The organism is Marinococcus sp. LNHM3E3-2.2 (genome assembly GCF_056034385.1).
In genome coordinates this window covers 1-17446 of sequence record NZ_JBQLIC010000019.1, presented here as the reverse complement: position 1 = coordinate 17446, position 17446 = coordinate 1, and the positions used below count along the sequence as shown (strand labels likewise).

Here is a 17446-nt window from a genome sequence, read left to right as displayed (position 1 = left end):
CTCCGAAAATATGATATAGCCCCCATGAAATAAAGTATATGTATAGTCTATCATATACATATACTCACTTCCATAATTCGAGGGTACTATATATCTAAGTGTTTTTCTTGAGTATTTCTACCCCTTCGTTTCTTTTTCTTCATTTCTTTCTCTTGATTAGTAACACTATCTTTTTGTTTACGTTCCATATCTTGAACAGCCTTATCAATAGATGAAAGTACATCGTTCGCCGGATTCATTGAAGTTGAGACTTGTTCATTTTCTTTACTTTTACTGGAAGTAGAATCTAAAGAAGTATCTTTTGTTAATGGTTCATCTTCTTGATAATTTTCATAGGCTTGAGTTAAGTCACTCGTATTCATATCTTCAATTTCTTCTTTTTCTTTACTGCTTAATGGTTTATCTGAGTTTAATAATTCTTCTTTTAAACTTGCTGCGTAATATTCTATTTGTTGATCTAAAGACTGTTTTTGTAAATCCAGTTCATTAATTTTTATAGCCTGTTTATAAGCGTTAACTTCATCATTATTTTTGAGAGATTCTTGATATGCTTGTTTGTATTTTTTCATAGTTCGATCAGTGACGATTGATTGTTGATTTAATTCTTTTAAAGTTTCTTTGTCATTATTATTTCCATGAATTTCATTATCTTTTTGAATGTGTTGGTTAATTCTCTCCTGTAAATCTAATTCATTCGAAGGCAAAGTATCATTTTTGATTTCTTTCAATAAGGTATATCGAGCATAAGGATATTGATCAAAATTATCTTTTAAATATTCCGGCTTATGATTTTCAAAATCAATTTTTGAAGTTCTAATTATAGCTTTTTCAGCCTGAAAAACTAAGGTATTTAATTCATCTTTTTGTTCGTTTCGTTTAGCCAATTTATCTTCTTCGTTTTTCAAATTTTGAATAGAATCTTTCACTTGTTCATTAAATGATTTAGGAGAAAAACCATAATATTTAACATTGGATTTCTTATCATTTTTGAAAACGTGAACCGCCTTATTAATAATATCTTTTTCGCTTTGTAACTGACGAGATTTACTTTCTAAGCTTTTCGTCCAGTTAGATATTCTTTGTTTTTGTTCAATGAGATTTTCATAATTAACTTCGCCTTTAATGATCTTACTTAATTTAGATAAAGATTCTTTTTCTACATCAGAAAAACGACTGTCCTTAAAAGAAGCAGCCTTTTGATTTTCATATTCTTCTAAACTAACAACCTTTTGTTTTTTAAGTTCTTCAAGTTCTTTATTAATTTCATTAGCTTCTAGATTAATTTGTCCTTTTTCTGTAACTGGCATGTATGGAACATGGTTTTTTTCAGCCTTTTTCTTAGCCTTTTGTTCCATATGAAATGCTGCATGACCTAAATGTATTGTTGGTACTTTATCAATGCCCTGATCGGCAAAACTTTTATGAGAAACAGAAATATCTAAACCTTTTTCTTTCAAAGCATAATTACACTTTTCAGCAAATGATTCACGCCATTTTTCTAAAGTTTCTTTGTCATTCCAATTAGTTAAACTCACAAACTTATCTTTGGGCTTACCATTTTGATTTAAAACAAAATTTCCTTTTTCATCTAATACTTTTTCGCGTTTCTTTTTCTGTTTCCATTCTCCATTAATATCAAATGAACGGGTAGTAAGCATGATATGAGCATGAGGATTATGTTCTTTATCACGATGAATGCTTACATCACTCACCATACCTTCTTCCACAAAATTTTCTTCACAATAATCTTTAATTAAATTTGTCTGTTCCTCATTATTTAATTCTTTAGGAATCGCTACAGTGATTTCTCTTGCTAATCGTGCATTAACATTTTTCTCTTTTCGTTCTACTTCATTCCATAAACTTTGACGGTTTTTAGTCCATTCAGGGGCATGACTCGGAGACATAATAAAAGATTCCGGCTTAACTTCACGTTTCTTATATTTTTTCGTTTCCCCGTCACGTTCGGAGAACAAAGACTCTCCACTTCTATAAGAAGCAGCTGCAACTGCACTTTGATTTGTTCGATTAATATTACTTACAGAAACATGATAGATAGCCAACCTTTTTCCCTCCTTTTGCCCCTGCGGGCTATTGTCGATAGACAAGCTATCACCGAAGGTGAACCATCGAGCGTAGCGAGTTCGCATGGAAACACATGATTTTTCGAAGAAAAAACTATGTGTGTAAGTGCGCCCTAACCCTTATCGGCTTAGGGATATTGTAGCACTAGACACCTTCCACCTTCAATGATAAGATGGATTTAAATTACATTTATTCAAGTTCAAAACCAATTAAATACAAAATACAGAAATCGAGGTGAATTTTTGAATGTCCATGAAAGAACTAGAAAGATTAAAGAAAATTGAAGAACAAGAAGAAAAGTTGAGACAAAGAAAAAAAGACATTCAGAAAAAAGTAAATCAACAAAAACGTAGAGATCGTAATCATCATATGATTACCTTTGGTGCTATGGTTGAACAACACTTAGACATTGACCATTTGAATATCTATGAGAAACGAGAAGTGCTAAATACAATAAGTGCTAGAGCAAAAGAATTAATTCCTCCACATCTCAAAAAAGAAAATTATAATGGAGAAACTGACGAAGATAATATTTACACATATAAGCTCAATAAAAACAGTTTCTTTGAAGATAAAGAAGATACTGTAACAGAAAATGACCGTTCATTTAATGAACAAGACACTCTAAACGATAATCATAATTCTAATTTTTAATAAAGATAGAGCCTAGCTTTTAAAAGCTAGGCTCTTATTATTTATAAACTCATTGATTTAGTTTTTGTTTTCATTCTCTGATTCTGCTTTTGCTTCTTCTGGTGTGATTGATTTGTTTTTTGATTAACATTTTGTTTATCTTTATACTTGCCAATTTTTGTATCAATGTTTTGTTCCCAAGCATTTAATTTATCAAGTGATTGTCTATTAGCAGATTCATTTTTTAATAACTTTGCACGTTGATTTTGAATTTTTAATTTTGCATACGTTAATTTTTTTATTGCTTCTTTATTTCGTCTTTCCCGTTCTCGTTCTTTTAATCGTTTTTGTACTTTATTTAATAAATGTTTATTTTGATAAATTTTAATAGCAACTTTAGCTGTCGAAGGATACATCTTAATTGCTTTTTGAACTTTATCTAAATCTTTTTTGATATTATTATGATCTTTTTTCAGGTCATTTGAATTTCCATTTTTTTGATTATGTTTTTCTAATTTTTTATCCTTCTTTTTTAATTCAGTGTAGCGAACAACATTGTCTATCATAGCATTAATTTCTTTGTAAGAGCTTCGATTTGCAGCCAATGTTCTTTCCCTCCTAAATCATTATTTGTTATACTTATCGTAACATATTTCGTTTAAAAATTTGGAAATACTGGAAAAAAGGAGGTGTTTTATGTCGGGCGTTATTCACCTTAACCTCACACTAAACAACGCAGAAAAATTAATGTTTTTAAAAGAACATTTAAATATTTCTTATACGCAGCAAATCTCTTATATTTTCTATGAGCTTTCTAAAAATGATTCGAATGAGTTATTTAGAATTGCTTTTGAAAGTTTAGATCGTTTTGATCGAAAACAGCTCACAGAACAATTTGCTGTACGGCAAGATAAAATTAATTTAGATACGTTCCAGGCAATTTATAAAACAATTAATGAAAAGTATCCCGACACCTTCGAGCAACGAGAGTTTTTTCAGTTACTTATCAATCATTATCTCCACTCAAGTATTGTTTATTCTGATAAGTTCAAAGATAATCTTCTAAAAAAAAAGTTAGATAACCAATTTATTAATAATACTCTAAGGGTTAATGCAACATTAGCTCAGAACATGAAAGACAAATTAAAACCTTACGGTATGCAAGTATCAACTCTTTTTATCCTGTCAGGATTACAGTATCGAGATAGTCTGATTTCATCTATGAGTTATTCTGATTTTGCTCTTAGTCGGTCATTGTTTGGTAGTATCGATATACACAAAGACCAACGAGTACAATTTAAAACCTCCCCTATTGTACGAGAAATTAGCGAAAACATATTAGATTTTAATTTGAGCGAAATGTGTGAACTACTTTTTTTACATGAACTATTCATAAGTGAAAAATAAACAAGGCCGCCAGCATGACTGGCGGCTTATTTATTCGTATAATATATGTATATAAATTAAACACAAGTATATATGTTTAATATATGTACTTGTGTTTATGTATTCTTGCTGATAAAATATAAGTATATTAAAAGTCAAATATATAGGAGTTGTTTTATGAGTACCGTTATTACTACTGCAAGCACAAAAGGCGGCGTAGGAAAGTCATTAATTACTCGCCAACTCGGAGAAATTCTTGCTGCAAGGAAGTATGATGTTTTGATCATTGATCTCTGTCAAAACTCTAGTATTGCTACTGGTTTTTTAGAAGATCGAGACCAGTATCAGTATTCAGCTTATGATTGGCTAATTAGAGAAGCAAAGCCTTCTCAAGTTGTTCAAAGCTATAACGATCATTTAGATTTTATACCTTCTGATGAACGTATAGACGATTTTGAAGATTATGTAGAAAAAAACATGAGCGTCATAAAAAGAATAGACGCATTAAAAGACCACATAGAACCTCTTAGAAATGCTTATGACTTTATTTTGATAGACACACACCCGTCTGAAAACACAAAGCTCGTTTCCTATTCCATGATAGCTAGTGACTTTGTTTTAATCCCTACAGAAGTCTCTGATGATAGTCGTTTAGCTGCCATGAGAACAGCAGACATTACTCAAGAGTTTATTGACGCAAACTACGTTCAAAATTATTTTATTGTGCCTAATAAAGTTACAGTGGCTATGAGTAGCAATGAGGAAAAAATGAATAATTATCTTTATAACCCACTCTTAGAACATGGAATAAAAAAACAGCACTTTCTTCCATCAATTAGACATACTAGCGTGGTTGATCGTCTCAGACTGGATAAAAAATCTTTAATGAGTGAACGGGAAAACAATAAATACGTGAATAACTTCTTAAACGATTTTGATGTTCTGGCAGATAATTTATTAGAAACGATTAGTGGAGGTAAAGCATAATGGCAAATAAAAAAAATTTAGATGAATTAACGGAGAATTATCAAAAGGAAAAAGAACAAGATTCTTCTAAACAAAATGGCAAAAGAAGTGTTCTTCAACGAGTTACTACTGAAAGTGAATTAACTCAATCAGGGAGACCTAAAAAGAAAACTGGACCTGCCCCAAAATTAAACAAACCTATTACTCGTAATTTTCATATTGAAGAAGAAATGTGGGAAGAACTGGGGGATTTAAGCAGACAATTAAAAGTGAATCGTTCAGATCTTATTCGAGAAGCTATTGAGGAAAAACTAGAAAGAATGAAAAAATAAATACGTGTTTAATATATAAACACGTATTTATTAAATTAACATATATTTATTTGTTGTTTTGATAATCCTTAAATCTGCGTTCAGCACGTATAAGTAGTTCATTGTAATCTTCATGTATACCTTCACAATAACGCATAATCGTATGCAACCCAATTTTATGATGTTTACCATTTTCTATATCAGAAACGTATCCATAGCCGATACCAGTTGTATTAGAAACATGGAGTATAGAAAGACCTTTTTGTTTGCGTGTTTGCTTCATTTCTTCAAAAACAAAGTCCATACGCAATTTAATTTGCTCTTTCAACTCCTGTAGTTCTTTTTCTTCTCCCATAATAAACAGCACTCCAATTTCATTGTAGTAGCTTATTTAGCATATGGGATAGGAAAGCACATAACATTCAAAAAGTCCGAATGTTATTGATTAGGCGATTTGATACTGTTATTCTATTTAAAACAGGAAATTATTATCTGTTTGACTAAATACATTCTAAAAAACGAAAAAAGCCCCTGGCTCTAGTTGTTAGGTTGACCGCCATTCACTAGAGACAGAGACTTTTAAGAGAAGCTTTTAATGCGGAAAGCATTAAAATTAATAAACTATTTGGTAACAGTGTATCACATGTTCTGTAAGGGTCAAAATAAAAAACTCTTACTACAGTGCATTTCTTATTGTGGTATTAACTTCCAATTTTTTATAGAAATAGAGGTACACGAATACCTTTATTAGCTTCTCTTTAAGTCTTTAGGGATATAAGGAGGAGCTTTTTGTTATGTCAGATTTCTTTAGCGTTTATGAAGAGCAAGGGTTAAGTTATTTCCAATTACCAAAGGTTTTCTTTAGTAGCGAAAAATATATAAATATGAGTATTGAAGCTAAAGTTACTTGGGCAATTCTTAAAGATCGTTTTCAAATTTCAATAAAAAATCAATGGTATGACGAGAACGGATATATCTACTTTATTTATACTAATGACGATTTAAGAAAAATATTAAATATAGGAAGTAGAAATAAAATAGTCAAAGTGAAAAATGAACTTATCGAAGCCGACTTACTTTATCAAGTTCGTATAGGTGTTCAAAAACCAAATAAACTATACATTAAAAAACCAATTGCAACTGATAGTGATATATACACAATTAATAAAACAGAAGATACAACCACTGATAAATCAGTGAAGTATCAAAATCATACTTCAGAAAAAGTGAAGTATCAAAATCATACTTCAGGAAGTATCAAAAATACACTTCAAGAAGTATCAAATTCATACCCTAGTAATAATAATCTTAGTAATACTGATTTGAGTAAGAATAATTTAAAAGATCAATCTCTTAATGATCAGATTGTTTCACTAGAATTACCTAATGATATAAAAACAGTACTTAATAAATACCAAAAGAGATTGATTGATGATGATATTTCTTTAAATGATATAGAAAGCAATTACAAAGCCCATGAAGAGCTTTTAACAGTAGGGGAATACCAAAGTGCTTTAAACTTTGTATTGGCTAAATTTGAGCGTCCTATAGCTTCTATTGAAGCTGCTATGAGAACAGCAATCACTAAAAAGTTAGAACTTAGAGAAAAAGCAAACCAAAGTAGTAAACCAAAACAAGACACTATGCCTAAATGGTATAGAGAAACGACAAACGATAGTAATAACAATGAAGATGTGCAAGTACCTGAGAATGAAAATAAAACAACCAATTTGGAAGGAGAACGAGAAAAATTTAAAAGATTACTGGAAGAACGAAAGCAGAGAAATGCTTATAGTTCATCAATGGAATCATAGAAAACTTTCTAACAATTACAAAGTATGGGCTTCTATAATGGCAGCCTATACTTTCGTTTGTCTTTTTAGTAATTATGGACCTGATTAATTAGTCATAAACACACAAATAAGAAAACCTAACCTTAAAATGTTTGGTAGGAAGATCAAACTAATATATCTGCACCTATAGTTGGAAAAAAAGAGAATGGAAGGAAAAAAGAAATAAAAAAGTATAAAATTTACATCAACCACCTCAACCTTATTGATTGGGGTTTTTATATATGATAGACTTAAAATATACTAAATTACATATAAGGAGGTGAGATCATGTTTGATCAGATTGGGGGCTTACTAGATTCTCTATTTAGTGACATCCAAAGTACCTTCATTACCCTGTTTGTTATTGGCATTATGATTCTTGGACTTCTTACAGCATTTGGAGGTCAAGAAAGTCAGGGCAAATTTAAAGGCGGTCTGATTTTCTGCATTGGTGGGTTGGCTGTATTCATTTTAGCCCCTGCTATTGTTGATTACTTCCAAAATAATCTTTAAAAGGGGTGTAAGCATTGAATCAGTCTGAAATTCAAGAAATGCTACGCCGAAGGGAAAACATGAAAACCGAGGGGAAGCTAGAACTTCCTCTCGATGTTGACCCTAAACGCTATATTTTTGCTTTCCTCTCAGTAAAAGATACTATTATTCTTTTGCCTTTTTTATTGTTGGGGGCTGTTGGTCAGTACATTTATTGGCAAATGGGTTATGGGATTAGCACCAATTCGATTCTTATTTTCCTCGTACCATTTTTCTTTATGATCGCAGTGGTTTTAACCAAACACCCTATGCGTAAAAACATATCCTTACTTAAATATCGGTTCATATGGAGATTGCAATTTAATAGAAGGCAAAAGCAATTCTTTTATTCAAAGGAAGGCGTTCAAAATATGACGAAAAAACAGAAAAAAAACAGTATTCCTCATACAAGTGAAGCTATGGAAATTAGAAACATCACTTCAGAGTGCTTTGAGACCAAAGATGATCGACTAGTAAAAGTCATTGAAGCTAGTCACATTAACCTTTCGCTAATGAGTAACCATAAGAAAAATGATGTCTACGATGCTTTTGCTCAATTCCTGGAAGATTTACCTCCAAAAATCAAAGTGCAGTTTGCTCATATTGCTCAACCAATTAACCTTAAAAGCTACTATCACTTCTTCCATGAATATCAATCTCAGACGGAAGATAACGTAAAAAAGCAGCTGCTTAATGATTATTTAGACTATGTAGATGATATACAGAAAAGCCGAAACATGGTCTCAAAGAAAATTTACTTGATTATTGGATCTTCTTTTACTAATAGCAATAAAGAAAAAGTGTTAGATGAACTGGAGGAACGTGCTGAATTAATCAAAGACGGAGTTCAAAATATGCTCTCAGGCGACAATGCTTTAAATGCTCACGTTTTAGATAATGATGAATTATTTCAACTGATTCATATGTGCATTGATTACGAAAACGCACAAATTACGACAGAGATTAATAACTCGATTTCTAATTATTTAACTGTCGGTCAAGATACAGGAAAAGAAATGCTTGCAGCTTACGAAAAAGAACTAAAAGAGAAAATCAGATAAATCCTGTACTTGTTTGGAGGTTTTGAATTGGTACTGAAAGACTTAAAAAACAAATTGCCTTTCAGAAAAAAAGAAGAAAATTTAGAAAGTTCTTTTGACTTCGGAAATCAACAGTTACAAGATTTGCTCTCTCCTGACAGCATTGTTGAAACAGCCACGCACATGCGTTTAGGAGGAAACTACGCAAAAACTCTTGTAGCAGTACAATATAAACCTATATTAGATCGCGAAAAAATTATGAGCCTGAATGAGATCAGTGAAAACGTATCTATTTGCTTTTATGTGCAAGAAATAGATCAGCATGACATAAGAAAGCAGCTCTCTCAGTCTATTAAGCAAAACAATACAAAATTAAATGGGAAATACGTTAGTCATGCAGCACAAGCAGAAATTCTTTCTCAGATTAATTCCGCAGAAATGCAACTCCACCAATTAACGTATTCTAATGACAAAGTGTTCATGTTCCAAATGGTCATTCATATTGTGGGGAGCAGTGAAAACGAACTGGACGCATTAACTAAACAAGTTAAAACACGTTTAGGGCAGTTTGCGAAAACATTAGCACCAACAGAAAAAATGCGTGACGCTTTTGATTCCTTCCTACCTCTCCATAAAAATAAAGTGTACGACTTAACGTATAGACCGATGGATACTGAAGCAGTTAGTTACTTTTTTCCTTTTCATCAGAATGAATACTTTCAAGAAAAGGGATTGATTAAAGGGAAAAATAGTGCGACTGGTAATATCATTAGCGTTGATGATGATTTACTTCTAAACAAACACCAAATTGTCATTGGCATGACTGGTGTAGGAAAATCAACGTATTTAGCTACAGATATGCTACGAAAATATATGATTGGCAGACGCATTATTATTATTGACCCTAAGAATGATTACACTTCTTTAGTGAAAGATTGTGGTGGGGAAGTAGTAAAGTTCACTTTTCGGGGCGGCAATGTTATTAATCCGTTTGATGTTCCCCCTCAATTAGATAACAAAGAAGAAGAAAACAATTTGTACGATAATATTTCAACCCTATTAACCGTTTTTCGATTAATACACCCTCAAATTACTGAATTACAGGAAGATGTTTTGCAAAAAACACTATTAAAACTATATGAAAACAAGGGTATTGATACTTTCACGAATATTAATGAATTAGAAGCAAAAGATTTTCCGATTATGGAGGATTTATACCTTTTACTAAATGATATGCAAGAGAATGGCGACAGTGATTATGAAACTCTTCAACATTTTCATAGTGTGCTATTTGCTTACACTTATGGCATGTTCGGAAAGATTTTAAACGGTCATACCAATGTAAACACCAATAACGATATGGTTTCGTATGATATAAACTCCCTCATTAATGATCAAAAAGCTCAACGGGTGATTTACTACCTGCTGTTATCTCATGTGAAGCAAAAGGTTCTAAACGGAGATCGACAACCTACCCAATTTTATATAGACGAATGTCACTTATTAGCTGATCCTAAAGTTCCTTTAGCTATGAATGATTTGTACGTGATGATGAAGCTTTTTAGGAGTTTTAATTGCGGTATTACACCTGCTACGCAGTCCATCAAAGACTTTCTTTCTGCGAAAGATGAAAGCCGAAATTATGGAGAAGCAGTCATTATTAATGCAGTTCAACGTCTATATCTTCCTATGACTGAAGAAGAAATTACCTTCTTGGAAAGTGAATTAAATAATACGTTTTCCCAAAAAGAAAAACAGAAGTTACAGATCGAGGACGGTGATAAGAAAAAACACGCAGGTAAAGGAATCTATATGGTTGGTGGAACAAAAATTGAAATTGATGTGACTTTGACCAATATGGAACATCGTCTTTGGTTCAGAGATAGTGAAAGTTCCAAAGTAGTGGATATTGACAGAAGTGGTTCTTATGCGTGATGTGGCAAAAGGGTTACTAGTCAAATTATTACTCTCGAAGTTTGGGTGGATAGCTCTTGCAATTGCCTTATTGCTAGGAATTATGATGTTAGCTACTACGTTTCTTATAAGTATGGAAGAAGAGCAAAATCAGCAAGAAACACAATCTATAGGAACAGCTCAAGTAAATGAAGAAGTAGAATCACTGAGACCTTTGTTTGAAAAATACGCTGAAGAATACGGAATCCCTAATCAGGTTGATGTTTTGATGGCTAAAACCATGCAAGAATCAGGCGGCAGAGTAGATGATGTTATGCAAGCCAGTGAAAGTTTAGGACTTCCTATGAACTCGTTAGATACTGAGGCTTCTATCAAACAAGGAACGAAGTATTTTGCTGAAGTGTTAGAGAAAGCAGACGGTGATGTGAAACTAGCTTTACAATCCTATAACTTTGGTTCGGGCTTCATTGATTACGCTAAAGAACATAATGGTGGTGAATATTCTAAAGAATTGGCGGTAGAGTTTTCTCAGCAGCAATATCAAAAAGTAAAAAATACAGGAAAATACAGCTGTGTTCGTCCTGAATACGCAAGTGAGGGTGCTTGTTACGGTGACGTAGAGTATGTAGACGCTGTAATGAAGTATGTTGATGAATCAAGTGCACCTGGAGGAACGGTAGACGGTGATTTTGTTGAAATGAGCGAAAAATGGATAGGAAACAGTGAGTATGATTTCGGCGGGGGACGTACAAGAGCCGATCAAGAAAAAGGCATATTTGATTGTTCTAGCTTTGTCTATTGGGCTTACGAACAAAAAGGCAAAGAGCTAGGGAACTTAGGTTCAGTCAATACAGATAGTTTAAAGAACAAAGGTGAAAACGTTGATTATGAGAATGTGCAAAAGGGAGATTTGGTCTTTTTTGACACGTATAAGATAGATGGGCATGTTGGCATTTATGTTGGCGATGGAAAATTTATAGGTGCTCAAAGCAGTACGGGCGTGGCAATTGAAAGTATGGAAGATGGTTATTGGGGTGACAATTTTAATGGCAGAGTACAAAGGATTTAAAAAGAAAAATACAATAGTTGCTGCTCTCATCGTTTTTCCTTTCGTTTTGGTAGGTTGCTCTAGTCCAAAAGATCAAGAGATTGAAAACTTAGAACAAGAAGTACAAGCCTTAGAAGAAGAATCACCTTCAACGATTAACGAAAACTATAAGGATATAGAAAGTGTTACTCAAACCTTCGCAGAAAGCGTATTTACGGAAAACAAGAAAGGTTATAAAGATCGAAAAAAAGAAGCGTCAACAATTATGAATGAGCAAATGCTAGATTACTTGTTTCCGAGTGATGAATACAATCAAGAAGATGTAACTGCAACAGTGAATGATTTAGAGGTATATGTTCAAGCTGATAGTGCAGATCAAGAGAGAGTAAATACGATGGCAAGATTTAATCATGTAATCACTTATGACGTAAGTGAAGAACAAGAGGAATCAACAACGTTTATTGAACTCGAATTATCTAAAGAAGATGGTGAATGGATTGTAACGGATTTTCGAGACAACGCAGATAAAGCAGAAACGGAGACTGGTTAAAGATTGAGGTGGGTGGAATGGGCGTTTCTCTCAAGGAAAGATCAAAAGCGGCATTGTTAAGAGGGGCGAACTGGATACTAAATATAGAGAAAAAAATGTCCTCAATCTTTAATCAGCATTTAGATAAAAAGATTGAGGAACAAAAAAGAAAGTTTTATCTGAAACATCATAAAGAGATGGAAGATAGAGAAATTGATGAATTTAAGTACAACATATTTTTAGGTTACGGGTTTATAGGTTTTGTCATATTAATTACAGCAAGTTTTCTGATAGGAGGGCAATTTTAATGAAAAGCAAAATTCTCTACCCCATATTAGCCTTAGTGCCTATCCTGTTACTGCTTTTCTTTGCTACTCCTGTTCAAGCTGAATCTTTTCAAGATCGTTACTCAGAGGAATTAGACGCAACTGATTTTACGCCTAGATATGAGGAATTGATGGATAAATATGATAGTGAGGAAATGAGTTTTGATTGTGGCACATTCGATATTCACTGCAAGTTTTATGATATGACATTCCAAATTGTTGTATCAGGGCTGAATTTTACGTTAGATCGAATGTACTCTACTATCCTAGAGCCTTCAGACATAACAGGAAACGACATATATAACTCTTATCAAAATGGCATATCAGGATTAAGTTACACTCTCTTTGCGATCTTTATATCTTTTAGTATGGCAAAGGTTGTAAGCACAAGGATAGGTGACGCTTCGGACGGACCTATTGTAATGAATGAAAAAATATTGAGCATTATCAGCATTGGTATTTTCTTAGGAATCTATGCTCAATTTATGAATTGGGTACTACGAGTACAGCAATACACTGTTCAGGGCATACTAAACACCTTCGATCAACAAAACTTTTTAGATAAACTTGTTTCCATGTTCTTGGTATCAACAGACTTTGGCATTATGGCATTACTGTTATTTATGGTGTTGTCAGTCGTTTTTACTTTCCAATTATTTTATCGTATGGCATTGGTTGCTTTACTCTATATGGTCGGTCCAGTAGCTATAGTCACTAAACTAAACGATAACTATAACTTCTTTGATATGTGGATTAAGCAACTGATTATTGCGTTTCTCTCTTACATTCTTCAAGTTCTTGCGATTGTCGTTGGCTTGAAACTATTGGTGGACGGAGAAGTTGGTTCAGTCTCCACGATATTCTTTGGTATTGGGTTCTTCTGTTTAGCAGTGTCGATACCAACAATCTTAGGCTCATTTGGATTTAGTACAGGGTCTATGAGACAAATTACCAATGTGACACGTACAGCTGGCACTAGGTTAGCTAGATAAATAGGAAAGGACGGTAGAAAATATGGTGTTCTTTTCAATAGTTTTTCTTTCAGTCCTTGTCTTTTTAACATTCAAGATTTTATTAAAAATAAATATACTGGCTTTTATCATTAGTCTGTTACAGAGAAAGTGAGGTAGTAAGATATGAAAAAATCCTATCTATCTGGGGCATTGTCTCTAGCAGCATTCGCAGCTGTATTAGGTGGTTGTTCCAGTGAAGCCAGTTCAAGTGATTATGACGCAGTAGGGGAAACAGGAGAAGCGTTTTTTCAAACGTTCTCTCCTGCTGAATTTGAATCTACCGCAGAACTAAAGAAGTATCAGGATAATTTACAAACCGATATGCACGATGAAGAAATTTTACACAAAGGTTCTGAACTGTATTTAAGAAAATTTTTCGAAATGAAAGCTGACGAAGAAGAAAGCAAGCTCGGTCCAACATTAAGAGATCATGTTCCCTTTAATCCTGAAGAAATGAAGATGGCTGATGAACCAAAAATAACAGAGTACGAGAATTTAGATGTATCAACCATTAGTGCTGATTTTACAGACGGAGATTATTCTATGACATTAGATTTTATTAAACGTGCTGATAACGGTGAAATAGAAGTATTTGACACTTATGGAATTAATACAGAAGTAGATTTAGCAGATATGGAAGAAGAAATGCAGATGGACGCTGTAGGGTCGGAAGATTACCCTGAACAATTGCAAGAAGAACAAAATATTGAGTAGGGAGGAACGTAACCGATGGCGAAACTTCCTTTTAATAAATATGGTGAGATAGAAGTTAGTGAGAATAAGTTATCTGTGGAATTTCCCTTAGCTCAAGCTTTAGAAAAAGATATAGATACGATTAATGAAATGTATCAGGCAAAACAGCAAATTCTTCTCAATGATGAAAATTATGATGAATCCCTTTATATGGTCGCTTCGGAAATTATCCAAGAGCAAGAGCGTGTTTATCTGAAATACAATGGAGAAGGACTACGTATATTCTCCAATTATGCGAAAAAATTGAGCTTTGAAGAACAGCTTTACTTATTTAGTTCATTAGTAGATTTAGGAAAGCAACATGAGGAAGTCGGAGTGTACTGGAATAATCTAAATTTTGTTTATGATATATACGAAAATCAGATTAAAACCATGCTCTTCGACTTTGGGGCTTTTCCGATTTATAACAACGGGGTAGATGCCCTACAAGGCGTAAAAAGTTTAATCATTGTAACGCTGACGCATTTAAAACAATACTATGGAAAACCGCGAAAAACGGACTTTGTACAGCAGAATAATCCAGAAGTTATACGCTTTGCCGAACAAATTATTTTAGCGAAGACCATAGATGAACTGAATGAAATCGTTGAAAGTCATATTGCTGACTATGAACAAAGGGTCTACGACAAAAAGAAACAGGATGAAGAACGAAAAGCCAACAGTCGTATGTATCGGTTAGTGTCTAAGCTGCCTATAAAAAAGAAAAACAAGCAAGTAAGCAACAACTCAGGAGAAATCCATTATGGAGAGATTATTGAATCTGACCGTAAACGCCAAACAAAGAAATTTGCTGTTCAACAGTGGATCTCAAATAACCATAGGCTGTTTTATTCGTTCATATCTGCCCTGGCTGTTATCTTTCTCGTTGGCTTTGTCATTACTGGAAATGGGGAAGAAAGTACGCAGCAAGAGAAAGAAGGTAATAACACCAACGTACAAGCTCAGGAAGAAGATCAAATTACAGCTGCATATCGTGAAGCTAGAGATAATAAAACCGCAGCTGCAATTAGCTCTTTAGAAAGTGTTGGTTATGAAAATCTTAATGAAAGCGATCAAGCTTTTATGGTGGATTTGTATATTGAAAATGGCAATGAAGCAAAAGCTATCAATCTAAACAAAGGTTCTGCTGAACGTGTGGTTAATACGTATGTAGCTAATGGGGAAGAAAACAAACTAAAAAACCTTAATGACAAAACAGAGCAATCGAGTCCTGCAATACAATATGAAATAGCTGCTCAAAATGGCGACTGGCAGCAGATAATTGATCTCAAAAACAAGGTGCAAATGAACGGACGACAGGAAAAAGATATGGTACGAGCTTATGTGAATAGCGCTCAAGACGAAGAAGCCCAAGCTTTTATTAAAGAAGTAGGTAATCCTGATTTAGAAAAGATTATTGAAAGTCATAAACAAGAAGAACAGCGGAAAGCTGATTTAGAATCAAGACAAAATGAACTAGAAGAACTTCAGCAGCAAAAAGAAGATACAGACGATGAAGAAGAAATAGATTCTCTCAATGAAGATATAGAAAGCAAAAAACAAAAAATTAATGAACTTAAAGATTAGACAAAAAAGCTCTATTAATTTCATATACCATACTTAAAGGAAGTAATTAATCTTCCTTTAAGTACTGCTGTAAATATTCTTCTTCAGAATTTAATTTCTGTTTAAAATCGTCATATCGTTCTAATTTAGACAAATAAGTATTTAATTTTTCTAAAATACTTTCTGGTACATCTTCATTATTTTGGTTTATCCACTTAATAATAGATGCCATTTGATCGTAAATCTCTACATAATTTCGGTAATTTTTTAGACTATCTGTTGGTTCGATATTCGTTGCAGCAAGAGAAAGTAATTCAAATATCTTTAATATAAGTGCTTCAACATTTTCATCAGATATATCTTTTGCTAATGTACGTCCTAGAGTTCCAACATTATTTAATAACGTCTGATTTAATCGTTCATATTTAATTACCGGAAATATCAAATCTAGCATATAATTAATATACCAATAGTAAATTACATTCTCGTCCCTCTCGATGTTCTCTTCTTCGCTCTCGATGTTCTTTTTGCTCTCTACTATTGCAATCATACCGAATGTAATAAAGTGTGGCTCGAAAGTTGAGTTATTTTTCATCGATGTAGTGATGAAATCTATTAGGTCTTTACATATAACTTGAATTAATTTAATTCTTTGATTGTCACTCAAGTTATCACTGCCTAATGTTGCATGTGCCATAAGATAATAGTTTCTTATACATGAGAAAATCGTTTCCTCAGAATTAAAATCAATGTTGTTAACTATGTTCTTATAATAAAAGAAAAATTCATTGGAAAGATAATCCCATTGGGCATTTAATGCTTGATCATATTCTTTATTATCTTCAAATATATTTTCATCATTAATATAACCAAAGTTAGTTTTTTTCTCGTCTGGAACAAAGTGAATTAGATTTTGTTTGTATATCTCGCTAAAGATATCTAAACTTATTCGATTTAAATTTTGATTATCGAATTTAAATGCCTTTATTATACAGTCCTCTATAAGATCTTTGTAATCCAAAAAGTCCGTGTGAGGAATATTGTGTTTTATAGCTTCTATTCTAATCCTTTTATACAGAGTAATAATTTCTCTAATTACCCATACTCTATTTTCTGAATCAACTTCCCTTAAAAAGATATATTGAACTTTCATATAAGCATTTAAAAAATCACGTATTTGGTTAAGGTTCATTGGTTCTGTATTTTGAATTTTCACCTTTATTTTATCTTTAAAATGGTTAAATATATTCAAGAAATTAATTGTATCTTGATTTTTAATTAAATTAACTCCGATAAGAGAAATAGCATAAAAGTTATTACTTTGATCATAAGTGTTATGATGATAATGTTCAGCTTCCTTTTCATCCATATGCTTTAAAATATTTAACATAGATTCTCTTGAGGAAGCTTTTTTAATCGTTTTTTTGATAGTTGGCACTAAAAAAACTATTGAAAGAAAAAAAGTAAGTGTTCCATATAAAGTAATGTTAATAGCAAGATTCGTTAATTTATCATTAAGTAGAAAATTTGCAGT

18 protein-coding genes are annotated in these 17446 nt (G+C 32.7%); 14 read left to right on the top strand and 4 right to left on the bottom strand.

Annotation, left to right across the window (positions count from 1 at the left end):
- Positions 1–86: 86 nt before the first annotated feature.
- Positions 87–2063, bottom strand: coding sequence for a MobQ family relaxase (mobQ, locus tag ACTRXF_RS15180; RefSeq protein ID WP_474279681.1), 1977 nt, complete (start codon positions 2061–2063; stop codon positions 87–89).
- Positions 2064–2331: 268 nt separating this feature from the next.
- Here mobQ and ACTRXF_RS15175 point away from each other — a divergent pair, with 268 nt between their 5' ends.
- Entirely contained in the window at positions 2332–2739 is a 408-nt protein-coding gene (locus ACTRXF_RS15175) for a hypothetical protein (RefSeq protein ID WP_474279679.1), read from the top strand.
- A gap of 41 nt (positions 2740–2780) precedes the next feature.
- Here the strand turns inward: ACTRXF_RS15175 and ACTRXF_RS15170 are convergent, their stop codons facing one another.
- Positions 2781–3323: a hypothetical protein gene (locus tag ACTRXF_RS15170; RefSeq protein ID WP_474279677.1), complete on the bottom strand. Its 543-nt coding sequence runs from the start codon at positions 3321–3323 to the stop codon at positions 2781–2783.
- 91 nt (positions 3324–3414) lie between these two features.
- Here ACTRXF_RS15170 and ACTRXF_RS15165 point away from each other — a divergent pair, with 91 nt between their 5' ends.
- The 3 genes from ACTRXF_RS15165 to ACTRXF_RS15155 all read left to right on the top strand — a co-directional run bounded on the left by ACTRXF_RS15165 (position 3415) and on the right by ACTRXF_RS15155 (position 5402).
- Positions 3415–4125: a hypothetical protein gene (locus ACTRXF_RS15165; RefSeq protein WP_474279675.1), complete on the top strand. Its 711-nt coding sequence runs from the start codon at positions 3415–3417 to the stop codon at positions 4123–4125.
- Positions 4126–4281: 156 nt separating this feature from the next.
- Positions 4282–5091 carry a ParA family protein gene (locus ACTRXF_RS15160; RefSeq protein WP_474279673.1) on the top strand — a complete coding sequence of 270 codons (810 nt, stop codon included), beginning with the start codon at positions 4282–4284 and terminating at the stop codon, positions 5089–5091.
- The gene (locus ACTRXF_RS15155) at positions 5091–5402 is read left to right on the top strand and encodes a ribbon-helix-helix domain-containing protein (RefSeq protein ID WP_474279671.1); all 312 of its coding nucleotides are present in this window, start codon (positions 5091–5093) and stop codon (positions 5400–5402) included. The genes ACTRXF_RS15160 and ACTRXF_RS15155 overlap by 1 nt, the downstream gene beginning before the upstream one ends.
- 46 nt (positions 5403–5448) lie before the next feature.
- On the opposite strand, the gene ACTRXF_RS15150 is transcribed toward ACTRXF_RS15155, so the two are convergent.
- Positions 5449–5736, bottom strand: a complete 288-nt coding sequence (locus ACTRXF_RS15150) for a helix-turn-helix domain-containing protein (protein ID WP_474279669.1) — start codon at positions 5734–5736, stop codon at positions 5449–5451.
- Between the two features lie 439 nt (positions 5737–6175).
- Between ACTRXF_RS15150 and ACTRXF_RS15145 the strand changes: the two genes are divergently transcribed.
- The 10 genes from ACTRXF_RS15145 to ACTRXF_RS15100 all read left to right on the top strand — a co-directional run bounded on the left by ACTRXF_RS15145 (position 6176) and on the right by ACTRXF_RS15100 (position 15933).
- The gene (locus ACTRXF_RS15145; RefSeq protein ID WP_474279667.1) at positions 6176–7195 is read left to right on the top strand and encodes a replication initiator protein A; all 1020 of its coding nucleotides are present in this window, start codon (positions 6176–6178) and stop codon (positions 7193–7195) included.
- A 306-nt stretch (positions 7196–7501) separates the two neighbouring features.
- Positions 7502–7726, top strand: coding sequence for a TrbC/VirB2 family protein (locus ACTRXF_RS15140; protein ID WP_474279664.1), 225 nt, complete (start codon positions 7502–7504; stop codon positions 7724–7726).
- Between the two features lie 14 nt (positions 7727–7740).
- Positions 7741–8805: a hypothetical protein gene (locus ACTRXF_RS15135; protein WP_474279662.1), complete on the top strand. Its 1065-nt coding sequence runs from the start codon at positions 7741–7743 to the stop codon at positions 8803–8805.
- A gap of 27 nt (positions 8806–8832) precedes the next feature.
- Positions 8833–10719 (top strand): VirB4 family type IV secretion system protein, encoded by a 1887-nt coding sequence (locus ACTRXF_RS15130; protein ID WP_474279660.1) that lies wholly within the window; start codon positions 8833–8835, stop codon positions 10717–10719.
- On the top strand, positions 10712–11767 hold the full coding sequence (locus tag ACTRXF_RS15125; protein ID WP_474279658.1) for a bifunctional lytic transglycosylase/C40 family peptidase: 1056 nt from the start codon (positions 10712–10714) through the stop codon (positions 11765–11767). Before ACTRXF_RS15130 ends, ACTRXF_RS15125 begins: the two co-directional genes overlap by 8 nt.
- A complete protein-coding gene (locus tag ACTRXF_RS15120) occupies positions 11745–12296 on the top strand; it encodes a hypothetical protein (RefSeq protein ID WP_474279656.1) in 552 nt (183 codons plus the stop codon). The genes ACTRXF_RS15125 and ACTRXF_RS15120 overlap by 23 nt, the downstream gene beginning before the upstream one ends.
- A gap of 17 nt (positions 12297–12313) precedes the next feature.
- Positions 12314–12583, top strand: coding sequence for a hypothetical protein (locus ACTRXF_RS15115; RefSeq protein ID WP_474279654.1), 270 nt, complete (start codon positions 12314–12316; stop codon positions 12581–12583).
- Positions 12583–13593 (top strand): conjugal transfer protein TrbL family protein, encoded by a 1011-nt coding sequence (locus ACTRXF_RS15110; RefSeq protein WP_474279652.1) that lies wholly within the window; start codon positions 12583–12585, stop codon positions 13591–13593. Before ACTRXF_RS15115 ends, ACTRXF_RS15110 begins: the two co-directional genes overlap by 1 nt.
- 144 nt (positions 13594–13737) lie before the next feature.
- Positions 13738–14328 (top strand): hypothetical protein, encoded by a 591-nt coding sequence (locus ACTRXF_RS15105; protein WP_474279650.1) that lies wholly within the window; start codon positions 13738–13740, stop codon positions 14326–14328.
- A 15-nt stretch (positions 14329–14343) separates the two neighbouring features.
- On the top strand, positions 14344–15933 hold the full coding sequence (locus tag ACTRXF_RS15100) for a hypothetical protein (protein WP_474279648.1): 1590 nt from the start codon (positions 14344–14346) through the stop codon (positions 15931–15933).
- A gap of 46 nt (positions 15934–15979) precedes the next feature.
- Here ACTRXF_RS15100 and ACTRXF_RS15095 read toward each other — a convergent pair.
- Positions 15980–17446, bottom strand: a 1467-nt coding sequence (locus ACTRXF_RS15095; RefSeq protein WP_474279646.1) for a hypothetical protein, incomplete at its 5' end; no start/stop codon positions are given.

Excerpts from the sequence above, each read along its gene's own strand:
- ACTRXF_RS15160 (WP_474279673.1), top strand. The coding sequence starts at position 4,282 with ATGAGTACCGTTATTACTACTGCAAGCACAAAAGGCGGCGTAGGAAAG.
- ACTRXF_RS15100 (WP_474279648.1), top strand. The coding sequence starts at position 14,344 with ATGGCGAAACTTCCTTTTAATAAATATGGTGAGATAGAAGTTAGTGAG.
- ACTRXF_RS15140 (WP_474279664.1), top strand. The coding sequence starts at position 7,502 with ATGTTTGATCAGATTGGGGGCTTACTAGATTCTCTATTTAGTGACATC.
- ACTRXF_RS15115 (WP_474279654.1), top strand. The coding sequence starts at position 12,314 with ATGGGCGTTTCTCTCAAGGAAAGATCAAAAGCGGCATTGTTAAGAGGG.
- ACTRXF_RS15165 (WP_474279675.1), top strand. The coding sequence starts at position 3,415 with ATGTCGGGCGTTATTCACCTTAACCTCACACTAAACAACGCAGAAAAA.
- ACTRXF_RS15150 (WP_474279669.1), bottom strand. The coding sequence starts at position 5,736 with ATGGGAGAAGAAAAAGAACTACAGGAGTTGAAAGAGCAAATTAAATTG.
- ACTRXF_RS15110 (WP_474279652.1), top strand. The coding sequence starts at position 12,583 with ATGAAAAGCAAAATTCTCTACCCCATATTAGCCTTAGTGCCTATCCTG.
- ACTRXF_RS15125 (WP_474279658.1), top strand. The coding sequence starts at position 10,712 with ATGCGTGATGTGGCAAAAGGGTTACTAGTCAAATTATTACTCTCGAAG.
- ACTRXF_RS15175 (WP_474279679.1), top strand. The coding sequence starts at position 2,332 with ATGTCCATGAAAGAACTAGAAAGATTAAAGAAAATTGAAGAACAAGAA.
- ACTRXF_RS15105 (WP_474279650.1), top strand. The coding sequence starts at position 13,738 with ATGAAAAAATCCTATCTATCTGGGGCATTGTCTCTAGCAGCATTCGCA.
- ACTRXF_RS15120 (WP_474279656.1), top strand. The coding sequence starts at position 11,745 with ATGGCAGAGTACAAAGGATTTAAAAAGAAAAATACAATAGTTGCTGCT.
- ACTRXF_RS15145 (WP_474279667.1), top strand. The coding sequence starts at position 6,176 with ATGTCAGATTTCTTTAGCGTTTATGAAGAGCAAGGGTTAAGTTATTTC.
- ACTRXF_RS15155 (WP_474279671.1), top strand. The coding sequence starts at position 5,091 with ATGGCAAATAAAAAAAATTTAGATGAATTAACGGAGAATTATCAAAAG.